Source organism: Mahella australiensis 50-1 BON, from assembly GCF_000213255.1.
Lineage (GTDB): Bacteria > Bacillota > Clostridia > Mahellales > Mahellaceae > Mahella > Mahella australiensis.
In genome coordinates this window covers 943,550-959,233 of the sequence record NC_015520.1, presented here as the reverse complement: position 1 = coordinate 959,233, position 15,684 = coordinate 943,550, and the positions used below count along the sequence as shown (strand labels likewise).

14 protein-coding genes and 9 tRNA genes are annotated in these 15,684 nt (G+C 44.0%); all 23 read right to left on the bottom strand.

Annotation, left to right across the window (positions count from 1 at the left end; all coding sequences use genetic code 11):
* Positions 1-59: 59 nt before the first annotated feature.
* On the bottom strand, positions 60-1,184 hold the full coding sequence (gene tgt, locus MAHAU_RS04600; protein WP_013780549.1) for a tRNA guanosine(34) transglycosylase Tgt: 1,125 nt from the start codon (positions 1,182-1,184) through the stop codon (positions 60-62).
* Positions 1,168-1,776, bottom strand: a complete 609-nt coding sequence (gene yihA, locus MAHAU_RS04595) for a ribosome biogenesis GTP-binding protein YihA/YsxC (protein ID WP_013780548.1) — start codon at positions 1,774-1,776, stop codon at positions 1,168-1,170. Before yihA ends, tgt begins: the two co-directional genes overlap by 17 nt.
* A gap of 27 nt (positions 1,777-1,803) precedes the next feature.
* Complete coding sequence (gene lonB / locus MAHAU_RS04590; RefSeq protein WP_013780547.1) at positions 1,804-3,495, bottom strand: ATP-dependent protease LonB; 1,692 nt, start codon at positions 3,493-3,495, stop codon at positions 1,804-1,806.
* Between the two features lie 124 nt (positions 3,496-3,619).
* Positions 3,620-4,906 (bottom strand): ATP-dependent Clp protease ATP-binding subunit ClpX, encoded by a 1,287-nt coding sequence (gene clpX / locus MAHAU_RS04585; protein WP_013780546.1) that lies wholly within the window; start codon positions 4,904-4,906, stop codon positions 3,620-3,622.
* Positions 4,907-4,932: 26 nt separating this feature from the next.
* Positions 4,933-5,517, bottom strand: a complete 585-nt coding sequence (clpP, locus tag MAHAU_RS04580; RefSeq protein ID WP_013780545.1) for an ATP-dependent Clp endopeptidase proteolytic subunit ClpP — start codon at positions 5,515-5,517, stop codon at positions 4,933-4,935.
* 35 nt (positions 5,518-5,552) lie between these two features.
* Positions 5,553-6,875, bottom strand: a complete 1,323-nt coding sequence (gene tig / locus MAHAU_RS04575) for a trigger factor (protein ID WP_013780544.1) — start codon at positions 6,873-6,875, stop codon at positions 5,553-5,555.
* Between the two features lie 128 nt (positions 6,876-7,003).
* A tRNA-Lys gene (locus MAHAU_RS04570) sits at positions 7,004-7,079 on the bottom strand.
* Between the two features lie 7 nt (positions 7,080-7,086).
* Positions 7,087-7,161, bottom strand: a tRNA-Gly gene (locus MAHAU_RS04565).
* A 16-nt stretch (positions 7,162-7,177) separates the two neighbouring features.
* Positions 7,178-7,262 (bottom strand) — tRNA-Leu (locus tag MAHAU_RS04560).
* 6 nt (positions 7,263-7,268) lie between these two features.
* Positions 7,269-7,344 (bottom strand) — tRNA-Lys (locus tag MAHAU_RS04555).
* A gap of 5 nt (positions 7,345-7,349) precedes the next feature.
* Positions 7,350-7,424, bottom strand: a tRNA-Gln gene (locus MAHAU_RS04550).
* A gap of 108 nt (positions 7,425-7,532) precedes the next feature.
* A tRNA-Lys gene (locus MAHAU_RS04545) sits at positions 7,533-7,608 on the bottom strand.
* A gap of 13 nt (positions 7,609-7,621) precedes the next feature.
* A tRNA-His gene (locus tag MAHAU_RS04540) sits at positions 7,622-7,698 on the bottom strand.
* A 7-nt stretch (positions 7,699-7,705) separates the two neighbouring features.
* A tRNA-Arg gene (locus tag MAHAU_RS04535) sits at positions 7,706-7,782 on the bottom strand.
* Positions 7,783-7,790: 8 nt separating this feature from the next.
* Positions 7,791-7,864 (bottom strand) — tRNA-Gly (locus MAHAU_RS04530).
* A 109-nt stretch (positions 7,865-7,973) separates the two neighbouring features.
* Complete coding sequence (locus MAHAU_RS04525) at positions 7,974-8,453, bottom strand: metallophosphoesterase family protein (RefSeq protein WP_013780543.1); 480 nt, start codon at positions 8,451-8,453, stop codon at positions 7,974-7,976.
* Positions 8,454-8,464: 11 nt separating this feature from the next.
* The gene (locus tag MAHAU_RS04520) at positions 8,465-9,064 is read right to left on the bottom strand and encodes an XTP/dITP diphosphatase (RefSeq protein ID WP_013780542.1); all 600 of its coding nucleotides are present in this window, start codon (positions 9,062-9,064) and stop codon (positions 8,465-8,467) included.
* Positions 9,061-9,804 carry a ribonuclease PH gene (gene rph, locus MAHAU_RS04515; RefSeq protein ID WP_013780541.1) on the bottom strand — a complete coding sequence of 248 codons (744 nt, stop codon included), beginning with the start codon at positions 9,802-9,804 and terminating at the stop codon, positions 9,061-9,063. Before rph ends, MAHAU_RS04520 begins: the two co-directional genes overlap by 4 nt.
* A 15-nt stretch (positions 9,805-9,819) precedes the next feature.
* Positions 9,820-10,839 carry a GerMN domain-containing protein gene (locus MAHAU_RS15930; RefSeq protein WP_013780540.1) on the bottom strand — a complete coding sequence of 340 codons (1,020 nt, stop codon included), beginning with the start codon at positions 10,837-10,839 and terminating at the stop codon, positions 9,820-9,822.
* A gap of 64 nt (positions 10,840-10,903) precedes the next feature.
* Positions 10,904-12,331, bottom strand: a complete 1,428-nt coding sequence (gene gatB, locus MAHAU_RS04505; protein WP_013780539.1) for an Asp-tRNA(Asn)/Glu-tRNA(Gln) amidotransferase subunit GatB — start codon at positions 12,329-12,331, stop codon at positions 10,904-10,906.
* A 9-nt stretch (positions 12,332-12,340) separates the two neighbouring features.
* Positions 12,341-13,804, bottom strand: coding sequence for an Asp-tRNA(Asn)/Glu-tRNA(Gln) amidotransferase subunit GatA (gene gatA, locus MAHAU_RS04500; protein WP_013780538.1), 1,464 nt, complete (start codon positions 13,802-13,804; stop codon positions 12,341-12,343).
* A gap of 13 nt (positions 13,805-13,817) precedes the next feature.
* Entirely contained in the window at positions 13,818-14,105 is a 288-nt protein-coding gene (gatC, locus tag MAHAU_RS04495) for an Asp-tRNA(Asn)/Glu-tRNA(Gln) amidotransferase subunit GatC (RefSeq protein ID WP_041644339.1), read from the bottom strand.
* Positions 14,106-14,243: 138 nt separating this feature from the next.
* Positions 14,244-15,668: a GerMN domain-containing protein gene (locus MAHAU_RS14940; protein ID WP_013780536.1), complete on the bottom strand. Its 1,425-nt coding sequence runs from the start codon at positions 15,666-15,668 to the stop codon at positions 14,244-14,246.
* Between the last annotated feature and the right edge of the window lie 16 nt (positions 15,669-15,684).

Sequence of the window (15,684 nt, the reverse complement as noted above, 5' to 3'; positions counted from 1 at the left end):
TAACCCCTCCTTTCTTTTATTCAAAGCATGATAATTATACCATGATAGCGATCGATTTATCAACTCAAAGTTTGGCTTTTGTAATAATTTCCGAAGAATATATCCCTAAATTCTAACAGTCTGTCTTCCATTATAGCCTTCCTTATATCCGACATAAGGCCTGCTAAAAAGTACAGGTTATGGATAGTAGCCAAGCGAGCCCCTAGTATTTCACCCACATTGAACAAATGCCTTATATAAGCCCTGGAGAAATTCCGGCATGCATAACAGCCACACTGCTCGTCCAATGGGCGCATATCGTCCTTATAAGCGGCATTCCTTACGACAAGCTTGCCCTGAGAAGTCATCACCGTACCATTTCTGGCTATTCTGGTAGGCCATACGCAGTCGAACATATCCACGCCGCGTATAACTCCCTCAATAAGGCAATCGGGACTGCCCACTCCCATAAGGTACCGCGGTCTATCATCGGGCATATTCGGCATTATGTATTCCAGTATGTCATACATGACATCCTTTGGCTCGCCTACGCTCAAGCCGCCTACAGCATATCCAGGAAACCCTATATTCACTATTTCCTCCATGCTCTTTTGTCGTAAATCCTTATATGTGCTACCTTGTATTATGCCAAAGAGTGACTGGCGTTCATCGGCATGTGCCTGCTTACATCGTTTAGCCCATCTAGTGGTCCTCTCCACAGCGTGCAAAGCGTAATCGCGATCACACGGATATGGTACGCATTCGTCGAATGCCATTATGATATCGGCACCAAGGGCATTTTGGATTTCTATGGCTTTTTCGGGACCTATGAAATGCTTGGAACCGTCTATATACGATCTGAATGCGACCCCATCTTCGGTTATATCCCTCAGATGGCTCATGCTGAACACCTGATATCCACCACTATCGGTCAAGATGGAGCGATCCCAATGCATGAAACCATGCAACCCCCCTGCTTTGGCCACTATATCATGGCCGGGGCGCAAGTAAAGATGATATGTATTGCTCAATATAATTTCAAACCCTATGTCCTTTAATTCATCGGGAGCCATGGCTTTAACAGTGGCCTGAGTACCCACCGGCATAAAAACCGGCGTATCTATAACGCTGTGTTCGGTGTATATCCTGCCCAAACGCGCACCGCTGCTTTTATCCTTTTTTATAAGCTCATACCTTAAAGCCATCGTATCCCTCCAAAGCTTCTTTTATGGCCATTAAAGCATCATTCTTGCCTTGTTTGGTCAGCGCTGAAAATAGTATTATATCAGTTCCTTGTGGTATTTCCATCTCCTTTTTTATCATATCGAGGTGCTCCTGCACCTCGCTTTTGTTCAACTTATCGGCTTTCATAGCTACAAAACCTGTGCTTACTCCATAATATCGTAGCCACTGCCACATCAGCTTGTCATACTCGCTAGGTTTATGACGAATATCCAGCAACATAAATGCACCGGCTATATTATCTATCCGCGATTTGAGATATGTCTCTATGCTCTCGCTCCATCGATCTTTTTCCTGCATAGATACTTTAGCATAGCCATACCCCGGCAAATCAACTATATAAAAACGTCCATTGATAAGGTAGAAGTTTATAGTGCGCGTTTTGCCTGGCTTAGAACCTATAAAAGCCAGTTTGCGATTATTGGCTATGGTATTCACAAATGAGGATTTGCCCACATTGGATCGTCCAAGCAACACCAGTTCAGGCATACCACTCTCTGGATATTGCGACGGTATCGCAGCGCTCGCTATAAACTCCGCCTTCTTTATCTCCATATGCTCATTTCCCCTCCCTATCGTTTGCTAATTTTTATTTTTATCATGCAAGCTTGATGCACTCAACACTCCCATGGAAGCAGGTGTCGCTGATATACCGGCATTTTTCTTATCATCGCGGCATAAAACTTGTCCCAGCACATCCTCTATACGCGCAGCTTTTATCAATTTTATATTTTTGTTGTCAAAACCAGCCTGCCAATTGTCCTCCGGTATCACAACCTTGCGCACTCCGGCAGCTCTGGCAGCTTCCAGTTTGGCTGCAATGCCGCCCACAGGCTTCACCTCACCATAAATAGATATCTCACCTGTCATAGCCGCTGCGTTATCCACAGGTACATCCATTATAGCGGAATATACAGCCGTAGCTATAGCAGCGCCGGCTGACGGCCCGTCTACCGGCACCCCGCCAGGGAAGTTTATATGGATGTCATAATCCCTTATCTGAATATGCATACATTTATTTAACGCAGTCAGTACATTAGTTATAGACGACTTGGCCATACTGGTACGCCTTACCTTGTGCATATCGGAACCAATCTCTTCTTCTTCAACGATACCGGTAATAGTAAGTATGCCTTTGCCTTTTAAGGTCGGTATTGCCGAGGCTTCTACCTCTATCAGCATCCCCAGATGCGGCCCGTATACAGCCATCCCGTTTGCGCATCCCACTCTAGGCTTATCGTAGATCCTGCGCTCAGGTCTGGGATTGTAATGACCGCTTTCAATAACCCATTCTATATCATTTACTGTTATGTCTTTCTTGCCGTCGATAAATGCTATACCGGCAGCGAGCTGTATTATATTGACCGCTTCTCTGCCGTTGGTAGCATATTTGCCTATCAATTGCGAAGCATCTTCATCGATTGCGAAGCCTGCTTTATCAGCAGCATTTCTGGCAATACGTACTATTTCATCAGGCAATAAAGCTCTGAAAAATATCTCCAGGCAACGCGAACGAATAGCTGGCGGTATCTCATCGGGCGACCTTGTCGTTGCTCCCACTAATCGAAAATCGGCCGGCAGACCATTCTGAAATATATCATGTATATGCCGTGGTATGTTAGTATCCTCGGAGCTATAGTAGGCACTTTCAAAAAATACCTTTCTATCCTCTAAAACCTTGAGCAATTTGTTCATCTGAATTGGGTGCAATTCGCCGATCTCATCCAGAAACAATATGCCGCCATGAGCTTTGGTAACAGCTCCCGGTTTGGGCTGTGGTATGCCGGCTATACCCAAAGGCCCTGCTCCTTGATAAATAGGATCATGCACCGAGCCTATCAAAGGATCGGCTATGCTGCGCTCGTCAAAGCGCATGGATGTGGCATCCATTTCCACAAATTTCGCATCTTTTTTAAATGGCGAGTATGAATTTTTCTTGGCTTCTTCCAGAACCAGGCGAGCTGCCGCGGTTTTACCCACACCCGGAGGCCCGTATATCAAAACATGTTGAGGGTTGGGGCCGCATAGAGCGGCCTTTAACGCTTTTATACCTTCTTCCTGCCCAATTATATCGTCGAATGATGCGGGCCTGGTTTTTTCCGACAACGGTTGGGTCAAGGACCTCTCTCTCATTCTATGCAGCTTTTCCAGCTCTTGTTTGGATTCTTTAGCAATGGCCGAGCGATTATTTTGTTGGCTTTTCAGCAAGTTGAAGAAATATAAGCCTATAACCACCGCAAAGAAGAATTCTATCAGCAATATCAACGTGGTCATAGTTTAGCAACCTCCTCCTATAGATGCATTAGATTTCATAAAGTAGTATGTGTATGAGGTTGCATTTTATCCTTGAATATTAAAGGGCGTTCTATAAAAGAACGCCCGAAAAATTCTGCGATTATTACGAAGCTGTTTCTTTTTTCTCTCGCCCTTTTTTCACAGGCCGCTTCGACTTCTGTATTTCCGATATTATTATCATCGGCTCAGTATGATTAACTATGGTATCCTCTGTTATAACGCACTTCTCTATGTCCTCTCTGGATGGGATCTCATACATTATATTGAGCATGATATCCTCCAATATAGCCCTTAAACCGCGGGCACCGGTATTTCTTTCCAGCGCCTTATCCGCTACGGCGGCTATTGCCGCTTCTTCGAACTCCAGCGTCACACCATCCATTTCAAACAACTTCTGGTATTGCTTTATAAGGGCGTTCTTCGGCTCTGTCAAAATGGTCATGAGGGCTTTTTTGTCAAGGGCATGGAGTGTTACGATAATAGGCAATCGACCTACCATTTCCGGTATTAATCCGAATTTAAGCAGATCCTGAGGCATTATATGCTTCAATAACTCACCCACATCCTGCTCTTTCTTGGTTTTAATCTCGGCCCCAAAGCCCATGGCCTTCTCACCCAGTCGGTTCTGTATTATTTTATCTATCCCATCAAAAGCTCCACCGCATATAAATAGTATATTGGTCGTGTCTATCTGTATAAATTCCTGATGAGGATGCTTTCTACCACCCTGCGGGGGCACATTGGCTATAGTACCTTCTAATATTTTAAGCAATGCCTGCTGTACGCCCTCACCTGACACATCCCTTGTGATCGACGGATTTTCTGATTTCCTTGCTATCTTATCGATCTCATCTATATAGACTATACCCCTCTCGGCCTTTTCCACATCATAATCGGCTGCCTGGATGAGCTTCAAGAGTATATTCTCTACATCCTCGCCTACATATCCGGCTTCGGTAAGCGATGTTGCATCCGCCATCGCAAACGGCACATTCAATATGCGCGCCAACGTCTGGGCCAGAAGCGTTTTTCCTGATCCGGTGGGCCCCAACATTATTATATTGCTCTTTTGAAGCTCTACGCCATCCGATTTTACATCGCTGTTTATGCGTTTGTAGTGGTTATATACCGCTACTGACAAGGTTTTCTTAGCGTCCTCTTGTCCTACCACGTATTGATCAAGTATCGCCTTTATTTCTGCTGGTTTCGGCAGGTCCTTTATCTCGATCTCGGACGTATCGTCGAATTCCTCCTCAATGATCTCCTGGCATAGTTCTATGCATTCATCACATATATAAACACCAGGGCCAGCCACTAAACGCCTTACTTGATCCTGCGTCTTGCCGCAAAATGAGCACTTTACCTGCTTTTTATCATCATATCTTGCCATTGTATCACCTCTCCTACTGGCAAACGTTATTTCCTAGATATAATAACCTCATCTACTATACCATATTCTTTTGCCTCTTGAGCTGACATAAAGAAATCTCTATCGGTGTCCTTTTCTATTTTTTCATAAGGTTGCCCCGTGCGCTCGCTGAGTATTTCATTCAAACGCCGTTTTATCCTTACGATCTGCTCGGCATGTATCATTATATCAGTAGCTTGGCCGCGAGCCCCACCCATTGGCTGATGTATCAGTATCTCGCTATTGGGTAAAGCATACCTTTTTCCCTTAGCACCGGCAGCCAGCAAAAACGCACCCATGGAAGCTGCCATACCTATGCATATTGTGGAAACGTCCGGCTTTATATACTGCATAGTATCGTATATGGCAAAACCCGCCGTCACCGAACCTCCAGGACTGTTTATATACAAATGAATATCCTTGTCCGGATCTTCTGACTCCAAAAATAGCATTTGAGCTACTACCAGGCTGGCTGTGGCATCGTCCACTTCGCCATCCAAAAAGACTATCCTTTCCTTTAATAACCGCGAATATATATCATATGACCGCTCGCCGCGGCTGCTTTGCTCTACAACTATAGGTACCAAATTCATAAAATTACCTCCGCTCATTATACTTGCTTTTCAAACTAGGCTTCGTCTTCCGAAGTATCCGCTTGACCATCTTCCTCAACATCCTCTACAACAGCATTTTCTATTAAAAAGGAGATGATCTTATCCATGCGCAATGTTTCTTCTATAAACGACGGATTTATCCGTTGTTTATATTGTTCGACATCCACATTCATTTGCTCCGCGCGTTTCTTTATTTCTTCGTCTACTTCTTCAGGAGAAACCTCTATATTCTCTACTTGGCCTATCTTTTCCAGTACCATTCTGGATTTAAGGCGATTATGAGCAACGTCTTTATATTGTTCCCTCAGTGCCTCTTTTGATGTATTGGTAATCTGAAGATAAATATCCAGACTCAAACCGTTATATTGGAGATTATAGTCCAATTCCTGCAATACATCATCCAGTTCCCTTTCCACCATCACATCTGGAATATCAACGCTAGAATTTTCGGTAACCTTTGCTATCACAGCATTTTCGAGAGCTGACTGTGTTTGTTGGGCCGCTTCATTTTCCAAACGCTCCCTTATACTTTGCCTTAATTCCTCCAGTGTATCGAATTCGCTGACATCTTTGGCGAATTCATCATCCAGTTCAGGCAGTTCCTTGTACTTTATTTCTTTCATGGTAACCGAAAACGTTACTTCTTTGCCTGCTAAATCGTTATTACCATAATCCTCTGGAAATACTATATTAAATTCCTTATTCTCACCTACCCGCATGCCAACGAGTTGCTCCTCAAAGCCGGGTATAAAGCGTCCTTGGCCAAGCTCTATAACTTGATCCTCAGCTTTGCCGCCTTCAAACTCTTGACCGTCAAGATAACCGGTATAATCCACCGTCACAGTGTCGCCTTCTTGCGATGCCCTATCTTCTACAGCTATCAACCGCGCATTCTTCTGGCGCAAATCTTCTAATTCTTTTTCTACATCCTCATCTGTAACATTATATACCGGCCTTTTGACCTGTATTCCTTTATACTCTCCTAACGTCACTTCTGGTTTTACAGTAACGTCTGCACTCAATATGAGGTCTTTCCCTTTACCTATCTGGACTATATCTATTTGAGGCAGGTCTACAGGAGTAAGATCATTCTCTTCGATAGCCTTGCTGTATGCATCCGGGAAAACATCGTCTATAGCATCTTCATAAAATACAGATTCCCCATAATATTGCTCCACTATATGTTGAGGTACCTTCCCCACGCGAAATCCAGGTACTCTGAATTTCTTAACATTCTTTCTATAAGCCTTCTTTATCGCTTCTTCAAAAGCAGCAGCATCTACTTCTATCCGCAGCTTGGCAACGTTATTTTCCAATTGCTCTAATTGAGAACCCATACGTTCCTCCTTATATTAAAAAATAGCAAAATATTCGTTTTTTTTATTATGCCACTAAAACGCTAAAATTTCAAGGTCTATTTTGCTTTTTATATAAAAAGACCGCTACTCTTAAGCAGCGATCTTCATGGTGGGCCATCAGGGACTCGAACCCTGGACACCCTGATTAAGAGTCAGGTGCTCTGCCAACTGAGCTAATAGCCCATTGTAATGGAGCGGAAGACGGGATTCGAACCCGCGACATTTGCCTTGGCAAGGCAACGCTCTACCACTGAGCCACTCCCGCATGCTATTTGGTCATTTGGTGCGGGCGAAGAGACTCGAACTCCCATACCTCGCGGTACCAGATCCTAAGTCTGGCGCGTCTGCCAATTCCGCCACGCCCGCGCATATTGGTGATCCATCGGGGACTCGAACCCCGGACACCTTGATTAAAAGTCAAGTGCTCTACCGCCTGAGCTAATGGATCAAATTTGGCTGGGATGGCAGGATTCGAACCTACGAATGCAGGAGTCAAAGTCCTGTGCCTTACCGCTTGGCTACATCCCAACGTTAACGTCACCTTGACCCATTAAACAGCTCAATGTGACTGACGCTTATTATTATAGCAAACATATATAAAGTATGCAACATTTATAGCGAAAAAATTTCCCAAAATGGTGACCCATCGGGGACTCGAACCCCGGACACCTTGATTAAAAGTCAAGTGCTCTACCGCCTGAGCTAATGGGTCGCAAAAATAAAAATGGGGTGAATGGTGGGACTCGAACCCACGACCTCCAGGGCCACAACCTGGCGCTCTAACCAGCTGAACTACATCCACCACATTATGGTGCGCCTGGAGGGATTCGAACCCCCGGCCCACGGATTAGAAATCCGTTGCTCTATCCTGCTGAGCTACAAGCGCTTATTATATGGAGCGGGTGATGGGAATCGAACCCACGCGGCCAGCTTGGAAGGCTGGAACTCTACCATTGAGCTACACCCGCATACCGGTGACAATATGTAAGTTTAGCATATAGCCGTTTGTTTGTCAATAGCAAAAAATCGCCGATTTTGCTGGCATACAGTGTCGCGCCAAATAAATTTGTCCCATCATCACAAAGATAGGGCCACTATATATGGATATGTTTTGCCGTTTCTTATCTCGATAATCGCATAGCTGGGTGCATCCGAACCGCGCGGCTCACCTATGCTGCCAGGATTGATGAAAAGTATGCCATTATCTGCGAATATCTCCGCTATATGCGAATGCCCGAATAACACAACATCAGCCTTTAAATCCCTGGCCTTCTCAATGATGCCATCATGATCCCATTTGACACCGTGTTGATGGCCATGTGTGGCGTAAATTCTCAATCCCTGAGCCTCTATAATCTGCTCTGCCGGTATACTGGAAGAAAAATCGCAGTTCCCTTTTACAGATATTATCTCTCTTTGTAGCTCTGCCGATAACAGTACAGCATCATGGCAATAATCGCCTAGATGCACAAGCACGTCGACATTACCCATATCCTTTATAGCCCTTCTGGCTGTGGCCAAATGACCATGGGTATCGCTCATTACCCCTATTCTCATCAGTTACCTCTTCATACGTAATCTTTGATTTTATCCTTTAACGCATCTAATGCCCTGGCTCTATGGCTCATCTCGTTTTTTACTGATATATCCAATTGGGCAAATGTTTTGTTATATTCAGGTATCAAAAATACAGGATCATATCCGAAACCGTCGCTTCCCATTTCCTCATATGCTATATACCCGTCACATCGCCCATCTGCCATTATTACATAGCCGTCGGGCGAAACGAGAGCAACACAGCAGTAAAAGAACGCTTTGCGTTTATCCCATGGTACATCTCGCATCATATCGAGCAGCTTTCTGCGGTTATCCTCATCGCTGGCATTTAAGCCGGCAAAACGCGCCGAATATATACCAGGTCGGCCGCCTAACGCTTGTACGATTAATCCTGAATCATCGGCCAATGTCCACTCATTAGCCACTTTACATACAGTCATAGCCTTCTTAATGGCATTCTCTTGAAAACTATTGCCATCTTCCTCTACTGCTACATATATGCCTTTTTCTTGCATAGAACATATATTGACGCCCAAAGGCGTCAATATATGTTTGATCTCTGCAATCTTACCTTTGTTATTAGAAGCTATGATGATATCCTTGATCTTCACTTTCTGCCACCTATTTTATCAGCTATTTCTCCTAAACAATCTATTTGCAAAGCCATGAGCTCCTGTATCCCTTTGTCGGCAAGGTTTATGAGCTCGTCCATCTGCCGGCGTGAAAACGGCGCCGCTTCGCCAGTTCCCTGGACCTCTACGAAGCGGCCATCATCTGTCATAGCAATATTCATATCTACCTGCGCCCTAGCATCTTCATCATAGCACAGATCCAGCATAATCTGGCCATCTACTATACCCACGCTTACAGCGGCTACCAAATTGCTTATGGGGAAACGCTCTATTTTTTTCTTCTCAAACAGCTTGTTTATAGCAATAGCCAACGCTACAAAAGAACCAGTTATAGAAGCTGTGCGCGTACCTCCATCAGCTTGTATAACATCGCAATCTATCCATATAGTGCGTTCACCTAAAGCAGAAATATCCACAACTGAGCGCAATGTCCTACCTATGATGCGTTGTATTTCCTGCGTACGCCCTTCTATATGCCCTCTGGTAGACTCCCTTATTTTACGTGCCTGAGTGGACCCCGGCAGCATGCCATATTCGCTGGTTATCCAACCTTTGCCCGTTCCTTTCAAAAAAGGCGGCACCTTATCTTCTATCATCGCCGTACATATTATTTTGGTTTCTCCGGCTTCGATCAACACCGATCCATCAGGGTGTTTTAAGTAATCGCGCGTTAATGTTACCGGTCGCAGTTGATCAAAGCCTCTATGGTAAGCCCGCATTATATCCTCCAAAAATCAGTATTCATTGGCAAATGCGGGAACGGCTATCGGCTCAGCAACAGCATTCTCACCCGAACCCACATCTTTGCCGTCTATTTGAATCTTAACCTTTTGTACTCCGTCAAACTGTTTTACCGTCATCATAAGCTGCTTAAGCGCCATATCCATATCGGCCTGCGCATTTTGAACAGCTTCAAATTCCTTAGAAAGATTAATATATGCTACTCCCTCTTTCACCTGGACACCCAGGAGCTTGGTGCCTTGTGGTATAGACGTGGTCAAACTGCTATTCTCTTTAGGCCCCTTCAGCAGCTCTTCTATAGCGTCAGCTATATTAGCGCTGCTGGCCGATGTAAATCTAGTTACAGGAACCAGGCAAGCAAAATTAGGAGCAGACGCTTTTGTGAAATATACCGCTACTTTCGATGCTTTATTCAGATCCAGATTTTTATCAGCTGTCTCTGCGTTTATACCTGCCGGTTCAAGAGGTTTATCCACAGCCGTACCGTGTTTTAACTTCTTCACAATTTTGCCGTTGACCTGAAGCTGCACTTTATCTATAGTCGGAAATTCGGCTAAAGTATACACTATAGCATCGACCATATTTCGTTCTTCGGCAGCATCTGCACAGCTCATTATGCCATCGTTGAAGTCTACGGTGGCCAAACCATCATGTATACTTATGCCGTTTATCTGAGTACCGGCCGGTATGGAAGGCAATAGGCCTATTTTTTGTATATCCTCTCGAATTACGGTTTCATCGGTTATAGCTTGCAATGCTGATTTGGCTATGGCCTCTTGCCACTTTATCCTGCGCATCACCGGCACGACATAGCCATCGGCATCCTGATAATACAGTACCGTGGGACGCATATTGCTGGTCGTCTCGGCTTGGCCAGCCGTTTCGGCAGCATTATTTGTGTTTCCAGCATCACTTTTATCAGCCTTATCATCGCTCTCAGAAGAACATGCCATCAAGCCACTAGACAATATTAAAGCCAATGCTATAAATATTACCCACTTCTTATAAGCCATTAATATAACACCCTCTCACCTAATATCTTGTTACAATTATATTAGGCAAGAAGGCTTGGTATGATTAATTTAATTCCCGTTCCAACAGTTTATTTAAAAGTTGCGGATTGGCTTTGCCTTTGGTAAGTTTCATGGCCTGACCCACCAGATAACCTAAAGCCTTCTTTTTGCCGGCTTTATAATCAGCTACCGAAGGCGCATTTTCCTGAATAACTTGCCGTATTATTTCCAATAATTCACCTTCATCACTTATCTGCACCAATCCCTGCTCTTTTATTATAGCACCGGGATCCGTTCCGTTTGCAAACATTTCATCGAATACCTTTTTGGCAATGCTTGTGCTTATAGTACCATCGTCGACATATTTAATCAAATCGACCAGATATACCGGCGGAAATGGTATGTCCGACGGATCTTTGCCATTTTCATTTAAAGCCCTCAAAACGTCTCCCATAAGCCAGTTGCTTACGGTTTTAGCATTATCGTAAATAGTCATGCACTGTTCAAAGTAATCGGCCAGATATTTCGATGATGTCAAGATTTCAGCATCATATTGTGGCAAACCATATTGAGAAATAAAGCGCTGATATCTTTGATCCGGTAATTCCGGAAGGCCCTCTTTTATGCTTTCTACATAGCTTTTGTCCAAAGCTATCGGTACGAGATCCGGCTCAGGGAAATATCGATAGTCATGAGCTTCCTCTTTGCTGCGCATTGCAACGGTAACGCCTCTGGCATCATCCCACCGTCGTGTTTCATGCACTGTTGGATCTCCTTCGAGTAGAGCCTCTCGATGGCGTTTTTCTTCGTACTCCATAGCTTTGACAGCAGCTTTAAACGAATTCAAGTTTTTCATTTCCGTGATAGCAGTAGCCATAGATTTATCACTAGCCCTTGCATTTATGTTCACGTCACAACGCAAAGAACCCTCTTCCATCTTACAGTCGGATACCTCTATATACTGCAATATAGCTTTTAATTTGTCCAAAAATGCCCCTGCTTCGGCCGGTGAATTCATATCCGGCTCGGTTACTATCTCTATCAGCGGTACGCCGGCTCGGTTATAATCGACCAACGAATTGTTACCCCAGCCTTCATGCAACAGTTTGCCAGCATCTTCTTCCATATGAACTCTGCGTATGCGTATACGCTTCGGCCCTTCTTCAGTATCTATATCTACATAACCACCGACGCAGAGCGGTAAATCATACTGAGAGATCTGATAGGCTTTCGGAAGATCGGGATAATAATAATTTTTTCTATCCATCTTACTGAACTCCGATATATCGCAATTCAGAGCCAGCCCTGCTTTAACAGCATATTCTATGGCTTTTTTATTGGGCATCGGCAAGACACCCGGCATGCCCGTACATATCGGACAACAATGCGTATTAGGTTCGGCCCCGAACTCGGTGCTGCAACTACAGAACATTTTGCTTTTGGTCGCTAACTCAGCATGTACTTCTAATCCGATAAGGGTTTGTACTTCCATCTGTCATGTTCACCTTTCACTAGGTTTTTCGTTATGGTATGGCGTATTGCTCTCAAAGGCGTACGCCACGCGCAGTATGGTCTCTTCATCGAAGGCCTTGCCTATAATCTGCAAGCCTATAGGCAAACCCCGGCTGTCCAAACCACACGGTATGGATATAGCAGGTAATCCGGCTATATTTACTGGCACTGTGCATACATCGGATAAATACATCTCCATAGGATTATCCATACGCTCGCCTATCTTAAAAGCTGTCGTAGGCGACGTAGGTACTACGAGAACGTCGTATTTCTCGAAAGCTCGCTGAAAATCCCTTGTTATAAGTGTTCTAACCTTCAACGCTTTCAAGTAGTAGGCATCATAATAACCTGAACTCAACGCATATGTGCCCAGCATTATACGGCGCTTTACCTCGCTACCAAAGCCTTCGCTACGAGTTTTTTTATACATATCTATCATATCGTCGTATTGGGCTGCCCGATAACCGTATTTTACACCATCATAGCGCCCAAGATTTGAACTGGCTTCAGCCGATGCTATAAGATAATAGGCCGACAGCGCATGATCAGTATATGGCAAAGATGTTTCTTCATAATCCGCTCCCATCTCTTTGAACAACTCAATAGCCTTTATTACGGCACTTTTCACTTCTTCGTTTATGCCTTGACCAAAAAATTCTTTGGGAACACCGATTTTAATACCTTTGACATCATCGACTAAAGCGGATGTATAGTCGGAATATGATCTCGATACCGATGTCGCGTCATATGGATCATGGCCGACTATTGCATTCAATACCATAGCGCAGTCCTTTACATCTTTTGTTAAGGGCCCTATTTGGTCAAGAGATGAAGCAAATGCTACCAACCCGTACCGCGATACCGCTCCGTACGTGGGTTTCATACCTACTACACCGCATAATGACGCTGGCTGGCGAATAGAGCCACCAGTATCGGAACCGAGGGTAAAGAATGCCTCATCGGCCGCCACTGCCGCTGCCGACCCTCCACTGGAACCACCAGGTACTCTATCTGTATCCCACGGGTTTTTAGTTTTCTTAAATGCCGATGTCTCGGTCGATGAGCCCATAGCAAACTCATCCATATTCAATTTACCTAATATAACGGCCTGTCTTTCCTTCAAACGACGCACGACCGTAGCATCATAAGGCGGTACAAAATTGGCTAGTATACGCGATGCACATGTCGTAGTTACACCCTCTGTGCACATATTATCCTTTATGGCTATAGGTAAACCGCCAAGCAACGGTAATTCACAGCCTTCCGCTATATGCCTGTCCACATCTTCAGCTTGTCTCAAAGCCGCGTCAAAGTCAAGATGTATGTATGCTCCGATGTTTTGTTCAACATCCTCTATACGCTCTATCACAGATTGAGCAAGCTCACGAGCACTCACCTCACGTTTTTTTAGTTTGTCGTAAGCCTCATGAGCTGTAAGCCTATATAATTCCACCCGAAAGTCCTCCTCATTCCACTATTCTAGGCACTTTAAAGCAACCATTTTCTACTTCAGGCGCATTGCTCAGCAATATATCCCTCTCCAATGACGGTTTAACTTTGTCATCGCGAAAGATATTTCTTAACGGCAAAACATGCGCTGTAGGTTCAACGCCGTCAGTATCCAATTCGCTCAAGCGCTCAGCGTGTTCCAATATTTCGCTAAGATGCCTGGCATATATGTTTTTTTCCTGCTCCGATAAAAATAGCCTTGATAAAGCAGCTATATAATCTACTTCCTCTGGTTTTATTCTCATTGATATCACCTCATTGGTAATTTTACCACTATTCGCAGCCTTATTCAATAAAAAAACCACCTTCAACAAAGATGGTTTTTTTATTGTGGGTAATTAATTACCATCGTCTATCAGCAATATTACCTGAGCAATTACTTTTTATTGTTCTTTTATCAAATTTGGATTTCTCATTATAGGCTCATCCAGCGCCATATGCCCAGCTAACGTATCCTGCACTTTGCCATCTATCAATATTTGCACACGTTTTATATTGGGCAGCTCGGTTATAGAATTGACAATAGAATACACTGTCAACGTCTCCCCTGCCGAACCTCCCTTGTGCTTGGTTTTTAGGTTAGAAGAAAAGTTTATCACAGCGGTATCACCGCTGACTTTAGCATTCAGGACATCTTTTTCACTCAGACCTTCCGGCATGGTAGGTTCCAATCCATCTTCCATAGGCCCCTTTATCAGCTCTTGAACTATTCTCTTAACAATATTTAGCTCATTGTGTTGAATATCGCGATACTCTGGAACCAGATAGTTTGCATCTTTATTGCCAAAATACAATATTATCCGCTGCCCTATCACATCCTCATTTCTCGTAAATGGCTGATCAAATACAACATGCCCGGCTAAAGTTTCATTTTCCTTACCATCTATCAAAAACTTTACACTTTTTATCGATGGGAACTCTGTTAAAGTATTGACTATTGAATTTATAGTCATCAATTCACCGGCAGAGCCCCCGGAATGATTCTCCTTAAATTCTTTGGAGAAATCCACTATAGCTGTACCGTCTTCTACTTTTATGCTCCTAAGCTTTGTACCATTCGGTATAGTTGGGTATAAGCCCGGCATCGTAGGTCCTTTTATAAGCTCTTCTATGGCCGTCTGTGCATATCGCCGCCCGACAACGTCCACTTCTCGCACTTCAGGCACAACATACATGGCTTGGCTGCCCGCAAAATATAATATCATATTGTATTTTTTAGCAGCAGTATCGTCCACAGCTTGAGTTTCTGAAGCTTGCTGTTCTTGCAGATTCTCCATTTTGGTCATTAACCCTAGAGGCTCTCCACTAGCACCTATATACTCTTGACCTTCTTTATAAAATTTAACATACTTAACACCGGGCAATTCAGTCAAAGTATTGGCTATCATTATCCTGGCTACTATTTCCTGTATATCCCCTGCATCAAACTCCTTTGACACATCTACCGTCACGATATTTTCAGCCTGACTCACCTTTAACAGCTTGGCATTTGAAGGTATGGCCGTTTCGTGCTCAGGCTGGCGCGGTCCTTTAAAAAGCTCTTTAAGCACCGCTTCCACAAGGGTCTGCTCAGGCTGAACCTCTATCTCACGACTTTCTGTAACCAATTTTTCAAAGCCTTTATCTGTAAAATATAAAGTGGCTACAGTTTTTTGAGGTTGCTGTTTTGAAACATCCTGTTCCTGTCCACCGGTATTACTAGAATTTTGTTGCTCGGAGGATTTTTGGTTAGAACAGGCCATAACTGATAAAACCAATAGAATGACTAATGCTATCAGCCTGACAGCAAACCAACTTTTTCGTCGCATATATACAATCTTCCTC

Bases quoted from the DNA above. Each gene is read 5' to 3' on its own strand.
- lonB (WP_013780547.1), bottom strand. From the start codon at position 3,495: ATGACCACGTTGATATTGCTGATAGAATTCTTCTTTGCGGTGGTTATA.
- clpP (WP_013780545.1), bottom strand. From the start codon at position 5,517: ATGAATTTGGTACCTATAGTTGTAGAGCAAAGCAGCCGCGGCGAGCGG.
- gatC (WP_041644339.1), bottom strand. From the start codon at position 14,105: ATGAGAATAAAACCAGAGGAAGTAGATTATATAGCTGCTTTATCAAGG.
- gatB (WP_013780539.1), bottom strand. From the start codon at position 12,331: ATGGAAGTACAAACCCTTATCGGATTAGAAGTACATGCTGAGTTAGCG.
- tgt (WP_013780549.1), bottom strand. From the start codon at position 1,184: ATGGCTTTAAGGTATGAGCTTATAAAAAAGGATAAAAGCAGCGGTGCG.
- MAHAU_RS04525 (WP_013780543.1), bottom strand. From the start codon at position 8,453: ATGAGAATAGGGGTAATGAGCGATACCCATGGTCATTTGGCCACAGCC.
- MAHAU_RS14940 (WP_013780536.1), bottom strand. From the start codon at position 15,668: ATGCGACGAAAAAGTTGGTTTGCTGTCAGGCTGATAGCATTAGTCATT.
- yihA (WP_013780548.1), bottom strand. From the start codon at position 1,776: ATGGAGATAAAGAAGGCGGAGTTTATAGCGAGCGCTGCGATACCGTCG.
- clpX (WP_013780546.1), bottom strand. From the start codon at position 4,906: ATGGCAAGATATGATGATAAAAAGCAGGTAAAGTGCTCATTTTGCGGC.
- rph (WP_013780541.1), bottom strand. From the start codon at position 9,804: ATGCGGGCTTACCATAGAGGCTTTGATCAACTGCGACCGGTAACATTA.
- MAHAU_RS15930 (WP_013780540.1), bottom strand. From the start codon at position 10,839: ATGGCTTATAAGAAGTGGGTAATATTTATAGCATTGGCTTTAATATTG.
- tig (WP_013780544.1), bottom strand. From the start codon at position 6,875: ATGGGTTCTCAATTAGAGCAATTGGAAAATAACGTTGCCAAGCTGCGG.